The 14902-nt window shown below is 67.1% G+C and carries 16 protein-coding genes; 9 read left to right on the forward strand and 7 right to left on the reverse strand.

Annotated features, from left to right (window positions below; all coding sequences use genetic code 11):
• Positions 1-3034 (reverse strand): L-glutamate gamma-semialdehyde dehydrogenase (locus tag ACT6S0_RS10510; protein WP_444763834.1); only part of this gene is annotated, 3034 nt, incomplete at its 3' end.
• Positions 3035-3123: 89 nt separating this feature from the next.
• Here ACT6S0_RS10510 and ACT6S0_RS10515 point away from each other — a divergent pair.
• From ACT6S0_RS10515 to ACT6S0_RS10525, 3 genes are all read left to right on the forward strand, one after another.
• Positions 3124-3597 (forward strand): Lrp/AsnC ligand binding domain-containing protein, encoded by a 474-nt coding sequence (locus tag ACT6S0_RS10515; protein ID WP_444763835.1) that lies wholly within the window; start codon positions 3124-3126, stop codon positions 3595-3597.
• A 189-nt stretch (positions 3598-3786) separates the two neighbouring features.
• Positions 3787-6573 carry a TrlF family AAA-like ATPase gene (locus tag ACT6S0_RS10520; protein WP_444763880.1) on the forward strand — a complete coding sequence of 929 codons (2787 nt, stop codon included), beginning with the start codon at positions 3787-3789 and terminating at the stop codon, positions 6571-6573.
• Position 6574: 1 nt separating this feature from the next.
• Positions 6575-7864, forward strand: a complete 1290-nt coding sequence (locus ACT6S0_RS10525; protein ID WP_444763836.1) for an ATP-binding protein — start codon at positions 6575-6577, stop codon at positions 7862-7864.
• Between the two features lie 99 nt (positions 7865-7963).
• Here the strand turns inward: ACT6S0_RS10525 and ACT6S0_RS10530 are convergent, their stop codons facing one another.
• The gene (locus ACT6S0_RS10530; protein WP_444763837.1) at positions 7964-8659 is read right to left on the reverse strand and encodes a dienelactone hydrolase family protein; all 696 of its coding nucleotides are present in this window, start codon (positions 8657-8659) and stop codon (positions 7964-7966) included.
• Between the two features lie 96 nt (positions 8660-8755).
• Between ACT6S0_RS10530 and ribA the strand changes: the two genes are divergently transcribed.
• On the forward strand, positions 8756-9367 hold the full coding sequence (ribA, locus tag ACT6S0_RS10535) for a GTP cyclohydrolase II (RefSeq protein ID WP_444763881.1): 612 nt from the start codon (positions 8756-8758) through the stop codon (positions 9365-9367).
• Between the two features lie 43 nt (positions 9368-9410).
• On the opposite strand, the gene ACT6S0_RS10540 is transcribed toward ribA, so the two are convergent.
• Positions 9411-9623 (reverse strand): hypothetical protein, encoded by a 213-nt coding sequence (locus ACT6S0_RS10540; protein ID WP_444763838.1) that lies wholly within the window; start codon positions 9621-9623, stop codon positions 9411-9413.
• A gap of 191 nt (positions 9624-9814) precedes the next feature.
• Positions 9815-10336, reverse strand: coding sequence for a DUF1697 domain-containing protein (locus tag ACT6S0_RS10545; protein ID WP_444763839.1), 522 nt, complete (start codon positions 10334-10336; stop codon positions 9815-9817).
• A gap of 139 nt (positions 10337-10475) precedes the next feature.
• On the opposite strand from ACT6S0_RS10545, the gene ACT6S0_RS10550 reads away from it, so the two are divergent.
• Both ACT6S0_RS10550 and ACT6S0_RS10555 read left to right on the forward strand, forming a co-directional pair.
• Positions 10476-11225, forward strand: a complete 750-nt coding sequence (locus ACT6S0_RS10550; RefSeq protein WP_444763840.1) for a carbonic anhydrase — start codon at positions 10476-10478, stop codon at positions 11223-11225.
• Positions 11226-11308: 83 nt separating this feature from the next.
• On the forward strand, positions 11309-11755 hold the full coding sequence (locus tag ACT6S0_RS10555; protein ID WP_444763841.1) for an HPF/RaiA family ribosome-associated protein: 447 nt from the start codon (positions 11309-11311) through the stop codon (positions 11753-11755).
• On the opposite strand, the gene ACT6S0_RS10560 is transcribed toward ACT6S0_RS10555, so the two are convergent.
• Both ACT6S0_RS10560 and ACT6S0_RS10565 read right to left on the reverse strand, forming a co-directional pair.
• Complete coding sequence (locus ACT6S0_RS10560) at positions 11746-12516, reverse strand: helix-turn-helix domain-containing protein (protein ID WP_444763842.1); 771 nt, start codon at positions 12514-12516, stop codon at positions 11746-11748. The two genes, ACT6S0_RS10555 and ACT6S0_RS10560, sit on opposite strands and share 10 nt — an antisense overlap.
• Positions 12513-12893, reverse strand: a complete 381-nt coding sequence (locus ACT6S0_RS10565; RefSeq protein WP_444763843.1) for a phosphopantetheine adenylyltransferase — start codon at positions 12891-12893, stop codon at positions 12513-12515. The genes ACT6S0_RS10560 and ACT6S0_RS10565 overlap by 4 nt, the downstream gene beginning before the upstream one ends.
• A gap of 109 nt (positions 12894-13002) precedes the next feature.
• Here ACT6S0_RS10565 and ACT6S0_RS10570 point away from each other — a divergent pair, with 109 nt between their 5' ends.
• The 3 genes from ACT6S0_RS10570 to ACT6S0_RS10580 all read left to right on the forward strand — a co-directional run bounded on the left by ACT6S0_RS10570 (position 13003) and on the right by ACT6S0_RS10580 (position 14429).
• Positions 13003-13320 (forward strand): DUF2834 domain-containing protein, encoded by a 318-nt coding sequence (locus ACT6S0_RS10570; RefSeq protein WP_444763844.1) that lies wholly within the window; start codon positions 13003-13005, stop codon positions 13318-13320.
• Positions 13321-13337: 17 nt separating this feature from the next.
• A complete protein-coding gene (locus ACT6S0_RS10575; RefSeq protein WP_444763845.1) occupies positions 13338-14096 on the forward strand; it encodes a tRNA-uridine aminocarboxypropyltransferase in 759 nt (252 codons plus the stop codon).
• Between the two features lie 105 nt (positions 14097-14201).
• On the forward strand, positions 14202-14429 hold the full coding sequence (locus ACT6S0_RS10580) for a hypothetical protein (RefSeq protein WP_444763846.1): 228 nt from the start codon (positions 14202-14204) through the stop codon (positions 14427-14429).
• On the opposite strand, the gene ACT6S0_RS10585 is transcribed toward ACT6S0_RS10580, so the two are convergent.
• Positions 14387-14902, reverse strand: a complete 516-nt coding sequence (locus ACT6S0_RS10585; protein ID WP_444763847.1) for a nucleotidyltransferase family protein — start codon at positions 14900-14902, stop codon at positions 14387-14389. The genes ACT6S0_RS10580 and ACT6S0_RS10585 overlap by 43 nt on opposite strands.

Genomic DNA, 14902 nt, shown 5'->3' on the forward strand with positions numbered 1-14902 from the left:
TGTCGGCGGCGCGGCGCAGCGTGGCGATACGCTCGGCCAGTGGCGTGTCGCGCCAGGTCACGTCGGCAGCGACGGCCAGCGCGTCGGCGGGGCCGTCCAGCGTCAGCGGCGGGGCCGGCGCGTCGAGGTGGGGCTCGGCGCAGAAACGGCGCAGGTAGTCCGGCCCGCCCGCCTTGGGGCCGGTACCGGACAGGCCCTCACCGCCAAAGGGCTGCACGCCCACCACCGCGCCGATGATGTTGCGGTTGACGTAGACATTGCCGATGCGCGCGGCGTCGGCCAGGCGCTGGGCGCGGCTGTCGATGCGCGTCTGGATGCCCAGCGTCAGGCCGTAGCCCAGCGCGTTGATCTCCTGGACGGTGTCGTCGACCGAGCCGTCGAAGCGCACGACATGCAGCACCGGGCCGAAGATTTCCTCGCCCAGCGCGGCGATGCGCGGCAGCTCGAAGGCGACCGGGCGGATCTGGCGCGGCATGGCTTCGGCGATGGGCGCCTCGGCGATCAGGCGGGCCTCGCGCTTGAGGCGCTCGACATGCCTGCTGACGCCGGCGTGGGCTTCGTCGTCGATGACGGGGCCGACGTCGGTGGCGAGATGGGCCGGCTGGCCGACGTGCAGCTGCGAAAGCGCCCCGCTGAGCATCTCGATGACGCCGTCGGCGATGCTGGACTGCACGCACAGCAGGCGCAGCGCCGAGCAGCGCTGGCCGGCGGAGCGGAAGGCCGATTGCACGACGGCGTCGATGACCTGCTCGGGCAGGGCGGTGGAGTCCACCACCATCGCGTTGAGGCCGCCTGTCTCGGCGATGAGCGGAATCGGCGAGTTAGGTTTTGCGGCCAGCGCCTTGTTGATGATCTGCGCCACGGCGGTGGAGCCGGTGAAGCAGACGCCGGCCGTGTGGGCATGGGCGACGAGGCCGGCGCCGACGGTCTCGCCGGGGCCGTGCAGCAGCACCAGCGCATCGGCGGGTACGCCAGCGTCGGTGAGCAGCTCGGCGAATTTCAGCGCGACATAAGGCGTCTGCTCGGCGGGCTTGGCCGCAACCGTGTTGCCGGCCACAAGCGCCGCGACGACCTGGCCCGCAAAGATGGCGAGCGGAAAGTTCCACGGGCTGATGCAGACGAACACACCGCGCCCTTGCATCAGGTCCCGCTCGGCCTCGGCCTGGTCGGCGTAGTAGCGCAGGAAGTCCACGGCTTCACGCACTTCGGCCACGCAGTCGGCCTGGGTCTTGAAGGCTTCCTTGACCAGCAGGGCGCAGAACTCGGCCAGGCGGGCATCGAGGGCGTCGGCGGCGCGGCGCAGGATGGCGGCGCGTTGGGCGACAGGCGTGCTGTTCCAGGCGCCAAAGCCGGCATGCAGGCGCTGCATGGCGGCGTCGACCTCCGTAACGCTGGCTTCGGGCACGGCGTGCACGGGCGTCGCTTCCAGGGCGGCTTGCAGCGCCTGGCGCTGATCCGGCGCGGTCAGGTCGGCGCCGGTGGAGTTGGCGCGGCCGCGACCTTGTTCGTCCAGGTAGAGGGCCGGCGGCAGCGGCAGCGCGCTGTTCTCGCGCACCTCGGCCAGCGGCGAACCGAGCAGCTCGGGCACCTGCACGCTCGGGTCGGCCAGCTGGTGCACGAACGAGGAGTTGGCGCCGTTCTCCAGCAGGCGGCGCACCAGGTAGGCCAGCAGGTCGCGGTGCTCGCCCACCGGCGCGTAGACGCGGCAGGGAATGCTGCCGTCCTTCAACACTTCGCGGTAGACACCCTCGCCCATGCCGTGAAGCCTTTGCACTTCAAAAGCTGCATTGGCCGAACGCGCCATCTGCACGATGGCCGCGATGGTGCCGGCGTTGTGGCTGGCGAACTGCGGGTAGATGACATCGGCATGCAGGATCAGCGCGCGGGCGCAGGCCAGATAGCTGACATCGGTGTGCTGCTTGTGCGTGAACACCGGGTAGGCGGCGAGGCCCAGCTCCTGGGCGCGCTTGATCTCGCCGTCCCAGTAGGCGCCCTTGACCAGCCGCACCATGAAGCGCAGGCCGTGCTTGCGCGCTATTGATCCCACTTCGTCAATGACGGCGAGCGCCCGCGTCTGATAGGCCTGCACGGCCAGGCCGAAGCCGCGCCACTGCGGGTAGACCAGCGCGATCCGGGCCGCCAGCGTGTCCAGCACGTCCAGCGACAGCTCCAGGCGGTCGACTTCCTCGGCATCGATGGTCAGGTTGATGTTGGCGTTGGCAGCCAGCTCGATCAGCTCCCACACGCGCGGCAGCAGCTCGGCGAAGACGCGCTCGCGCTGCAGCACCTCGTAGCGGCTGAACAGCGCGCTGAGCTTGATGGAGATGCCGTCGGAGGCTTCGGGTGCGTCGGCACGCTGACCGGCCGCAATCGCCTTGATGGCGCCGACATAGGCCGCCTGGTAGCGGCGGGCATCGTCTTCGGTGCGGGCGCCTTCGCCGAGCATGTCGTAGCTGAAGCGCAGGTTCTTCTGTGCCTTGCGCGCGCCGTCGGCCTCACTCATCGCCTCGCCGATGTTGCGGCCGAGCACGAACTGCCGGCCCAGCAGCTGGATGGCGCGCACCGTGGCCGCCACCACGGTCTGCGCACCCAGGCGCTTGAACAGCCCGCCGTCATCCTCGGCGCCCGGCAGGAAACGCTTGGACATCGAGATGGCCGAGGCCGACAGCGCGGCCAGCATCTTGTGCGGGCTGCCCGCACTTGCCCCATCGAAATCGGCGCGGCCGAGCTGGTCGGCGGTCAGTGCGATGGCCGTGGGCGCATCGGGCACGCGCAGCAGGGCTTCGGCCAGCCGCATCAGCGCCAGGCCCTCGGCGCTCGTGATGGGGTATTCGCGCAGCAGCGACTCCATCGCCCAGAAGGGCGCCGGGTTCTTGCGCACCTGCTCCACCCAGGGGGCGGCCATGGCGATGACGCCCGGCCAGTCCAGCGCGCCGCCAACGCGCTCGGCCAGGGCCTGCACGACGCCGTGCTCGGCGCGATAGGCGTCGGGCAGGCGGGGCTGTTCGGGCGGGGCGACGAAGGGCGTGGACATGGCGGGGCTCCTGGTGAGATACAGCAATGTATCGACGTGCTTCTTGAATTAAATTCCAAGGATCGCCAGAACCGCCGAGAAAAATCCAGATGAATGACGACGCCAGCAATCTCGACAAGATCGACGCCCGCATCCTGCGGGTGCTGCAGGCCGATGGGCGCATCTCCAACCTCAAGCTGGCCGAGACGGTGCACCTGTCGCCGACCGCCGTGCTGGAGCGCGTCAAGCGCCTGACGCGCGACGGCTTCATCCTCGGCTACGAGGCGCGGCTGAACCCGGCCAAGCTCGGCGCGGCCATGCTGGTCTTCATCGAGGTGCTGCTGGACCGCACGGTGCAGGACGTGATGGACAACTTCAAGGCCGCCGTCCAGGCCCGGCCCGAGATCCTGGAATGCCACCTGGTGGCGGGCGGCTTCGACTATCTGCTCAAGACCCGCGTGCGCGACATGGGCGCCTACCGGGAGTTCATCGGCAGCGTGATCTGGACGCTGCCCGGCGTGCGGGAGACGCGGACCTATGCGGTGATGGAGGAGGTGAAGTCGACCAATGCGTTGGCGTTTTGAGGGCGAAACTACCCGAGCTTCTGAAGAGCCCCATGCCTAGGGTCTCGCGACCGGCGGTACGTTGGCATGAATCGCCATCGACGACGGCCGGTGCTTGCGCACTTGCGTAGCATGCAGGCCCACTTCGTTATGCCTCCCACACGAAATTAATGACACGCCTCCACAGTGATGTCTGAAGGAACCGTCGCTATGCCAAAGACCGCTTGGTCATATCCCGGTTCACGCTGGTGGAAGTTCGACTTTCACACCCATACGCCGGCCTCCACAGACACGCCGTGGCATCGCAACGGGTTGGCGTTGACGCCGCAGGATTGGCTGCTGAAGTACATGGCGGCGTGCATCGACTGCGTGGCGGTGACCGACCACAACAGCGGCGCTTGGATCGACCCGCTGAAAGCAGCATACGCACAGATGAAGGCGCTGGCTGACAGCGGGCAAGCGCCGGCCGGCTTTCGTGAGCTGACGTTGTTCCCCGGCGTGGAGATTTCAGTCAGCGGTGGATTTCACCTGCTGGCCATTTTCGACCCCACTCAGACAACGCGCACCATTACCGACCTGCTGGCTGCTGTTCGCTACCAAGGCACGGATGGAGACAGCGACGGCGTGACGCGAGAAGGGCCAGAGGGTGTCTTCCTGGCGGTCATGGCGGCGGGCGGGATTCCGATCGCGGCACACGCGGACCGCCCCGACGACGGCGGCAAGGGGCTTTTGGCACGGCGCAGCGACGGCAACGCAAGCCGCTTGGATGCGAACACGCTGCGGGGCATCTTCGACAGCGCTCAGCTGCTAGCGGTCGAGTGGGAAGACTTGGCACGAACCCCGCCCACTTGTGTGCAGGTGCAAGTCGACAAGCTGGCCCGGGTCCTGGGCAGTGATTGCCACACCTTCCAGGGTCCCGGGGTCCCTGGAAGCCGCTACACCTGGGTCAAGATGGCGAGCCCCAAGCTCGAAGGCCTGCGACTGGCGCTACTTGACGGCAATGGCGTATCCATCCACCGCAGTGATGAGGGCGCTTTCGACCCGTTTCGCGTGCCGGCACATCTGGTCACGGCCATCGAAATCGAGCACGCACGCTTCATGGGCAACGGGGCATCGGCACGTTTGGCATGCTCTCCATTCTTCAACGCCGTAGTGGGTGGCCGCGGCACGGGCAAATCCACGGTGGTCCATGCGCTGCGTCTAGCCGCGCGTCGAGATCAGGAGTTGGCCGCATTGCAGGCAGGCAGCGAACCGCGTACCCAGTTTGAGGCGTTCCGGAAAGTGGCCAATGGCCGCGACGACAAGGGGGCCGTTCGTGCCAACACAGTGATTCGCGTCGAATGGCAGCACGATGCGGATCGCCTACGGCTGCTGTGGCGGGCCGATGGTCAAGGCGCAGTGGTGGAGGAGTGGCGTGGTGGTCGCTGGGAGCCCTCACCGAGCCAGAGCGTCAATGCAGCGCGGTTCCCACTGCGCATCTTTTCTCAGGGACAGATTGCAGCCTTGGCCGGCGGTGGGCGGCAGAGCTTGCTGGGCATCATCGACGAAGCAGCCCAGATCGAGCCGTTGAGTCAAGCGGTCGAGGAAGCTCGGCGCACCTACTTCACCCAACGCGCGCGTTTGCGGGAGATGGACGGCAAGCTGGCGGGGCTGGCCGAGGTGGATCGGAAGTTGGAGGAGTCGGGACGGAAATTGGCCGCACTTTCACAGGCTGATCACGCCACCGTTCTTCGCGCATACGCGCAGGCCCAACATCAGGCTCGCGAAGTGAAGGGCGTGCTCGAACAACTGCTTGCCGCGACCAAGCGCATTGCCGAATTGCCGGAGCAGCTGGTATTGGATGACTGGGCGAGCCAGTACTTCACCGAGCAAGATGCAGATCTGTTGTCCTGGCGCCAGGGGCTTGATGCGGAGCTTGAACAGGTTCGCATTGAGTTGCTGGAGCGCGCGCGCAAGCTTGCCGCGGTGGTCGAGTCTGCGCAGACAGATGAGCGGTATGTGCAGTGGCGGGAGCGTGCGCAGACGGCGCAGCAAGCGCACGCAGCCCTTCAACAGCAGCTTGTGGCGCAAGGCGTCAGCGACCCTCAGGCCTTTGCCCGCTTGACTCAAGAGCGCCAGCAACTAGAAGCGCAACGCAAGGCGCTGCAGCAGATGCAGGGCGACCGCCAAGTCTTGATGACGCAGATCGATGCACAACGCGCATTGTTCGACGAGAAGCGGCGTGCCGTGACGCGGGCCCGAGGGGCCTTTGTCCAACAAAAGCTGGACCGCAACCCATACGTTCGGATATCCGTCGTCCCATTCGGCTTCGAAGCCAAACAGCTAGAACGTGAGCTGCGAGAGCTGATCGACGCCACCGATGACCGGTTTGCCGATGACATCCTGAACGAGGACGCATCCGGTGGCATGGCCTTCGAACTGGCGCAGGCCGATGACGGAGCCCGGCCTCAAATGGTCGAAACGGTCCGCCAGCGCTTGCTGACGACCCATGCCGACCTCGGCGGCCGCTTGCGCAACTATCTGCAGCGGCAGCATGAAAAGCCAGAGTTTGCTGATCGCATATCGACCTGGTCACCTGAGGACGATTTGCGAATCGAGTATCAGCGCGACGGCCGTTGGACGGCGATCAGCCAGGGATCACAAGGGCAGCGCTCGGCTGCGCTGTTGGCCTTCCTGCTGGCCTTCGGCGAAGAGCCCATCGTGCTGGACCAGCCCGAGGACGACTTGGACAACCATCTGATCTATGAACTTATCGTCCAACAAATCAGGGAAAACAAGCTGCGACGTCAGCTCATCGTTGTGACCCATAACCCTAATGTGGTGGTGAACGGGGACGCCGAGTTGGTGCACGTCATGGAGTTCGGCCGAGGGCAATGCTTTGTGCAGCAAAGCGGTGCTCTGCAAGACAAGGCGGTGCGCGAAGAGGTCTGTCGCGTGATGGAGGGAGGCCGCGATGCCTTCGAACGCCGCTGGAAGCGGCTAGGCCGGGAGGTTTGAAATGTTTGCAACACGCAGTGAACTGCTGGAAAAGATCAGACTTGGCGAAGACACCTTCCTTGAACTCAAAGAGGTGAAGTTCGCGGGGGGGAAAGTCAGGGGTCCGTCGCAGGACGGACTGGCAGACGAGTTGGCAGCGTTTGCCAACAGTTCGGGCGGTGTGCTGATGCTAGGCGTGGAGGACACGAGCCGGGAGGTGCTGGGCATTCCGATAGATAAGCTCGATGATGTGGAACAACTGGTCCGCCAAGCGTGTGAGCAGTCCATCAAGCCGCCGCTGGCGCCCATCATTGAACGCATGACCTTGCCTGATGGTGGTGGTGTTGAGCAACCCGTCATTCGACTGGCGATTGAGCGCAGCCTCTTTGTGCATCAAAGCCCGGGTGGCTACCTGCACCGGGTCGGTTCATCCAAGCGCCCGATTGCACCGGATCAGCTGGCGAGGCTGTTCCAACAGCGCAGCCAGTCCCGCTTGATTCGTTTCGACGAAACGCCTGTGCCCCGGGCCACGTTGGGCGACTTGAACGAAGAGCTGTGGAGGCGGTTCGCGCCTGCGCGAAGCGCTGATGCACCCGAAGTGCTGCTGAGCAAGTTGGCAATGGCTGCCCGTGACGAGCAAGGCGAATGGCGCCCCACTGTCGCCGGCCTCCTTCTGGGCAGTTACGTTGCCCAGCAATTCCTGCCTGGCGCGTTCATCCAGGCTGTGGCCTATCAAGGCAAGGATGTCGTGCCCACCGGCGAGGCGGTGTACCAGCGTGATGCTCAGGACCTCATCGGGCCGCTCGATCAGCAGATCCTCTACGCCTGCGCGTTCGTGCGCAAGAACATGCAAGTCGCGGCGAGGAAGCTTGCGCAAGGTGGACGTGAGGACCTTCCCCAATTCGATATGTTGGCGGTGTTCGAGGCAGTGACCAACGCGGTGGCGCACCGGGACTACTCGATGGCAGGCGCAAAGGTTCGCTTGCGCTTGTTCGACGATCGACTGGAGTTGTACTCACCTGGCATGTTGCCCAACACGATGACGCCCGAAAGCCTGCCCTTCAGGCAGGCGGCCCGTAACGAGGCGCTGACCAGCCTGCTGGCGCGTTGTCCCATCGCCGACGACACCCTGGCAGCTCACCGACAGCACATCATGGACAGGCGAGGCGAAGGCGTGTCCATCGTCCTGGAGACGAGCGAACGTCTTTCGGGCAAACGCCCGGAGTACCAACTCAGCGATGACAGCGAACTAAAGCTGACGATATTCGCCGCGACGCCGGAGCAGAAAGAAACCTCAGACATGCCGTCTTGACGCCAGGCTTCACCAGCTGCCTTGTGGCCATGCAGCGCGGCCGCGTCGGTCTTAATGGGCCGCGCGTGCTATGAGATGTCAACTCGCAAACGATGCGCGTCAACCCAGATACAGCCCAAAAAACCGCATCGCCCGATCCCAGGCCTGCTGCGCCCAGGTGGCGTCGTACTGCGTCTTGGCGATGCGCCCCGGTCCCTGGGCGGTCTCGTTGGCAAAGGCATGGTGGGCCAGATAGCGGTGGCCTTCGTAGCGCACGCCGGCCTCGGCGAACTTGGCCTCCAGATCGTCCACGCCGGCAATCGGGAAGGATTCGTCCTGCGTGGCCCAGTGGGCCTGCAGCGGCAGCTTGATCTTGCTGGCGTCCACGTACTGCAGCGGCGGCATGCCGTACCAGACGACGGCAGCGTCGGCCTCGGGCACAGCGGCGGCGGCCAGTACCGTCAACGCGCCGCCCATGCAGTACCCGGTCACGCCGACCTTGCCACTGCCGATGTTCAAGCCCTTGAGGTGCTGCACCGCGCCGCGCACATCCTGCGCGGCAGCGTCGCCGAAGTTCAGCTCGCCCATCAGGTGGCTGGCTTCCTCGGCCTCGACGGTGCTCCTGCCGCGGTACAGGTCGGGCACCAGCGCGGTGAAGCCGGCCCGCGCGAAGCGCTCGGCCACGCCGCGGATCTGGTCATTCAGGCCCCACCACTCCTGGATGACGACAACGGCGCCAAGCGGATTGGCCGCCTCGGCCAGGTAGCCGGACACGGTGGTGCCATCGGGGCGCTGGAACTGCAGGGTCTGGGCCATCGGAATCTCCTGAAAACCGGCTGAGGGCAAAAGCCTAACCTGGGTGACAAGGGCTTTCGCCACGGCAGCGAGAATGCCCCCTTGACGCCTCCTGCCATGAAGATCGAACGCATCGTTTCAACCCGCCTGCCGACGCCCTACGGCGACTTCGCCATCCACGGCTTCCGCGAGAGCGACAGCGGCCAGGAGCATGTGGTGCTGAGCCTGGGCGACCTGACAGGCGAGGACCCACCGCTGGTGCGCGTTCATTCCGAATGCATGACGGGCGAGGTCTTCGGCTCGCTGCGCTGCGATTGCCGGCCGCAACTGGAAGGCGCCATGAAGCGCATCGCCGCGGTTGGCCGCGGCGCCATCGTCTACATGCGCGGCCACGAGGGGCGCGGCATCGGCCTGGTGCAGAAGCTGCGCGCCTATGCCGAGCAGGACGCGGGCGCCGACACCATCCAGGCCAACGCCCAGCTCGGCCTGCCCATCGACTCGCGCCGCTATGACGCCGCCGCCTGCATGCTGCGTGCGCTGGGCGTGCACCGCATCAAGCTGATGACAAACAACCCGCTGAAGATGGCGGCGCTGGCCGAGTTCGGCATCGAGATCGCCGAGCGCGAGGCGTCGCTGACCGAGCCGGGGCCGAACAACGAGAAATACCTGCGCACCAAGGCCGAGTCGATGGGCCACCACGACCTGGGCCACCTGTTCGATCAGGCGTGAAGGCCGCGCCCGTTGGTCGACGGGCGCGGCGGTGCGGCCACCCTCAGCGGCTCTTGGAACCCTGCGAGCCCTTGCCGCCCTGCTGGCGCTCGGAGCTCTCGCGGCCGGCAGAACCGCCGCCCTGCTGCGAGCCCTTGCTGCCCGAGCCGGACTGCTGCTGCTGACCGGGGCTGTCATCACGGTCGTGACCACCCTGCTGGATGTTCTCGCCACTCTTGGGTTGCTGCTTGTCGCTGGATTGACCTTGTTTAGGCATGGCACTTCCTTGGTTCAGGTTGCGGGCGGAGCACCCATTGCGCCGCCACGTCAGCAACCTTAGGCCGCACCGGGCCAAGTCCTGTAGGAGGACAAGCCGCTTACGACTTCGCATCGCGGCCGTCGCGTCGAGTTGTGCCGTTAGGCGCCAAGGTGCGCACATCGATCGAAGCGCCGCCAAGACGGCTTGCGTCAGGCGGCGGCGCACCTGGCGACGGTGTCCCAGGTCCGCGTCGTGATGGTCTTGCCGAAGGTCTTCTCCAGCAGGCGCATGAAGACGGGGCCCTTGGCGCCGGGCACGTAGCTGCACAAGACCTCGCCGCCGTCGAGTCCCAGGATGCAGGCCTCGCCATACTTCAGCGGCAGCTCGACGGGGCTGGCCGCCAGCGGCTCGCGCAAAAAGGTGACGACCCGCTTGGCACCGGCGCGCAGCTTGAAAGCGGCGAACGGGTCGGCTGCCAGCAACTGCTGCAGGTGGGCGGTCGGGCGCACGATGGTCATGAAGCCGTAGCCCGCGCCGTCGTGCATGGCATTCTCGACGCGCCTCTGCAGGGCCACCACCGATGCCGCGCGGGGCGTGGAGAAGGCGACATTGCCGCTGCTCAGCAGCGTCTTCACATCGGTGAAACCGGCGTCCTCCAGGCAGCGCCTGAGCACGGGCATCTGGCAGTTCATCGGGCTCACGCCGCGGAGCAGGGCGACATAGCGGGGCATGGGGCAGCGGGGTGTTGCGGCGCGCAACGATAGCGCCGTGTGCGCTGCCGGTGTTCCCGCGGCGCGGGTGGGCCCTTCAGTTTGGCTTCAGCCTGGCGCCTTGGAATGGCCCCGTCGCAACCACCCTGAACGGGATTTCATGAAGCTTCGTCTTGCCGTCGCCTGCGCCGCCCTGCTCGCGGTCGTGGGCCCGCATACCGCCTTTGCCGCCAGCCCGCATTGGGAGTACAGGGGCGCGCATGGCCCCGCCCACTGGGCCGCGCTGGACAGCGGCTTTGAAACTTGCGCCAAGGGCGCGCAGCAGTCGCCCATCGACATCCGCGATGCGCTGGTCACGCCGCTGCCAGCACTGCAGTTCTCGTACGGCAGCGTGCCGCCCGCCATCGTCAACAACGGGCACACGGTGCAGGTCAACCTGCCCGCCGGCAACGCGCTGACGCTCGACGGCCACCGCTACGAGCTGCTGCAGTTCCACTTCCACACGCCCAGCGAGGAGCGCATCCAGGGCAAATCGGCTGCGATGGTGGCGCACTTCGTACACCGCGACGCCGAAGGGCAGCTGGCGGTGGTGGCCGCACTGATCCAGCCGGGCCAGGCCAACCCCGGCTTCGAATCGGTGCTCGCGCACATGCCGGCGCACGCCGGCGAAACGCTCACGGTCGACGGCCTGGCGCTCGACCTGGCCGCGCTGCTGCCGGCCGACCGCGGCTACTACGACTTCGACGGCTCGCTCACCACGCCGCCCTGCTCCGAGCACGTGCACTGGCTGGTGCTGAAGCAACCCGTCACCGTATCGCCGGCAGCGATCCGCCGGTTCCGCGCGCTTTATGCCGCCAACGCGCGCCCCGTCCAGCCGCTCAATGGGCGGGTGGTGCGGGTCTCGCCCTAGGCCAAAGCCAGCAGCCGAGGCCGCGGAACGGCCTCGATCTTGTCGCCAGCCAGGTCGCCGCCACGGCCTGGCCGGCACGCCGCTTGCTCCAGAGCTGGCATGCGCGCGATGTCCGCGCCGAAAGGATTGCCATGCAGGTACAAGTCGAGACCGACAACCATGTCGAGGGCCGCGAGAAGCTGGTCGAGCACGTCGAGGGCGTGGTCCGTGACGCGGTGGACCGCTACGCGGGCCAGGTCACACACGTCGCGGCGCATCTGGCCGACGCCAACAGCAGCGAGAAGTCGGGCGCCGACGACATGCGCTGCATGCTGGAGGCGCGTGTGTCCGGGCTGAAGAACATCGCGGTCAAGCACCACGCCGAAAGCATCCACCTGGCGGTCGAGGGGGCGGCTGACAAGCTGACAAACGCACTCGAATCAGCGCTTGGCAAACAGGAGGATCGGCAGCGGCGCCATGTGGGAACGGGTGAAATGAGCGCGGCAATGGCGCGCGAATCCGATGACGAGGAGCCGCCGCTTCAGGCTTGAGCCGCACCCGCCAACGCCCGCCGCGTCACCTCGTCCGTCGGGAACAGATGCTCGACCTTCAGCGAGGCCAGCGTGATGTCCAGCGGCGTGCCGAAGCTGGTGATGGTGGAGAAGAAGCTCAGGATGCGCCCGTCCGCGGCGCGCAGCCGGAAGGCCAGCACGGGCAGGTGGCTGCTGGCCTCGGCCGCCGTCCACGGCTGCAGCGTGGGGCGCAGCTCGTCCAGCAGCGCGCGCAGGCGCGGCAGGTGCTCGGCTTCGCGGGTGGCGCGCGCCCACATCTCGTTGCACAGCCACGCCTCGTCCTCGCACAGCGACCGCAGGCCGCCCGGCGCAAAGACGGCGCGCAGCAGGTTCAGCGGCTGGCTGAGCATGGCTTCGGCCGGGAGGCCCAGCAGTTCGATGACGCGGGCCAGTCCGGCGTTGGCCATGACGACGTTGTAATCGCCGTCCAGCACCAGGGCCGGGGCCGCGCCGCTGGCGTGGATCAGTTGCTCCAGCGCGGCGCGCACCGGCGCCATCTCGGGCGCGTCGAGCGCGCGCTCGGCGTGCGCCGGCGCAAAGCCGGCGGCCAGCAGCGCCTGATTGCGCTCCTCCAGCGACGCGCCGAGGGCGTCGAGCAGGGCGATGAGGGTCTCGCGGCCGGCACGGGCGCGGCCGGTCTCTATGCAGCTGAGGTGGCGTTGTGAGACGCCGGTGCGCAGCGACAGCTCGAGCTGGCTGACGCGGCGCGATTTGCGCAGGGCGGCGAAGGTGGCGGTCATGGGGCGGCGGGTTGCACGAGATGAACGATGCCGGCGGCGAGCAGCAGTATCAGCGCCGCGATGTCCAGGCGCACGACGGTGACGAGGGCGGCATTGAGCGGGCCTTCCAGCAGCGCCAGCAGCAGGAAGGCGCCCACGCTCGTCAGGCCCGCCAGCAGGCCCGCACCATGCAGCGCCGGCCGCAGTGCCGCCGTGGCCAGCAAGGCGGCCAGCAGGCCAAAGAGCACGGCGCGGTGACGCAGCAGCAGCGCCAGATTGGGCTCATCGACGTCGATGCCGTAGAGGCCGGTCAAGCGCGCCGCGCCGAGCACGCCGGCCAGGGGCAGCGCATGCAGCAGCGCGACGAGCAACAGGGTGGCGGCAACGATGTGCTTCATGAGCGCGACCATAGGCGCCGCCGGTCAAACCGGCGATGACCTCCGAGGTCATTGCGGCGCTGCGGGCCGCTACCGACGATGGCGCCACCTCAACCCAACGGAGATCACCATGCGCCCCTTCCTCTTCCTCGTCTTCGCGGCCTTCGGCGCCTTCTCGCTGTATGCGATGTGGCAGGTCGGCTACTTCGGCATCTGGCAGGCCGGCATGGCCAGCGTCGGCGCCTGGCAGCTGTTGGTGGACTTCGTCATCACGTCCGTCCTGCTGCTCGGCTACGTGGCGCGGGACGCGCGCCAGAATGGGCGCAAGTTCTGGCCCTATGCGCTGGTCACCGTGACGGCGGGCTCCTTCGGGCCCATGCTGTATCTGCTGCTCAGCCCATCCGGCCGCAGCAAGTTCACGCCGGCTTCGGCTGCTGCCGGCCACTGAGGCTCCGACAATGGGGCATGTCCCATGCGGTATCCCTGCTGCGCGCGGCGCGCCTGGCAAGCGCCACCAAGCCGTTCACGGCCCGCGGCGGCTTCAAGCGCGAACGCTGCGAGGGCTGCCGGCTGGTCGCCTCGCATTGCATGTGCGCCTTGCGGCCATCGGTGAACACGCGTGCGGCGGTATGTCTTCTGATGGCCGACATCGAGCCGCTGAAGCCGACCAACACCGGCTGGCTGATCGCGGACCTGGTCGCCGACACCTTTGCTTTCGGCTGGTCGCGAACCGAAGTCGATCCCGCGCTCATCGCGCTGTTGAGCGATCCGGCCTGGGATTGCTACGTCGTGTTCCCAGGCGAGTACGCGGCGCCTGAACGGGTGGTTCAAGCCATTCGGCCGTGCGCCGCGCGCCAGGACGGCGCGCCCAGGCGGCCGCTGTTCATCCTGCTGGACGGCACCTGGTCCGAGGCGCGCAAGATGTTCAGCCGCAGCCCCTACCTCAACCACATGCCGGTGCTCAGCCTGACGCCCACCGGCGCCTCGCAGTACCGGCTGCGCCGCTCACGCTGCGGCGAGCATTTCTGCACCAGCGAGGTGGCCGCGTGGTGCCTGGACCTTGCGGGCGACGCGGCCGCCGGCAACACGCTCCGGGCCTACCTGGGCGTCTTCACGCATCACTACCTGCAGGCGAAGCACCAGCTGCCCGTCATCCCGGACGGCGCGGCACATCAGCGTCTGGACGAGGCGGTTGCTCAGCAAGCGATGCCGGGACGCGCTTGACGTTCACACAACGTATCAACCCCGCCGTCAACCACAGCGGCGCACTGGCGTTCAAGAAAGGGCCGATGGCACCAGCCCATCAGACTTTGGAAGGACCATCCGCCCATGACCACGCTGACCCTGACCTTCAACGGCCTGCCGGGCGAAGCCCGCAGAGCACTCGGCGGGCTGCTGCAGCGCTATCGCTCGGCCTATTTCGTGGAACGTAGCAGCAACGAATTCGCAGTGACCGCTGACGAGGCCACTGCGGCGGAGTTGGCCCGGCAACCGCATTGGTCCACTCGGCCGGCTCACGTCGGCTCCACAACAACGCGGGGCCAGCGTTCCGCGTAGCGCTTGGTGGCGCAGCGTTGGCGGTAGATGTCGATGCTGACGCGCACAGGATTGCGGCGAATGCGCATGCCCAGCAGGTCAGCCAGCCCATGCGGCGCGATGACGTGCAGCGCATCGGCACCGTCGAGCCACACGCCGACCGCCGTGGCGGTTTCTGGCCAGGTCGCGACGGCATCCTCCAGCGACTGCAATGGCTGGACGGCATGACCGAAATGCCGCTCAAACCATAAGTGCACGCCAGCCTGGTTGGTGACTTCCCAGGGCAGATCGGGGAGCACTTCCGCGAGGTGAAGTTGCAGCGCGGCGTCACGCGCGGCGCTGAGGTCCTGCGTGCAGAAGTAGGCCAGATCCACATCGGCCAGCGCCGATCTAGGCTGGTCGTGGAGCGCATCCCATACGAGGTTGCGCAGCGCACCCGCCCCGATGCACCAGCGCGCCAAGCCCAGGTCACGCCCCGCCCGCAGCGCGGCCAT

The organism is Roseateles sp., assembly GCF_052436255.1.
Taxonomy (GTDB): Bacteria; Pseudomonadota; Gammaproteobacteria; order Burkholderiales; family Burkholderiaceae_C; genus Pelomonas.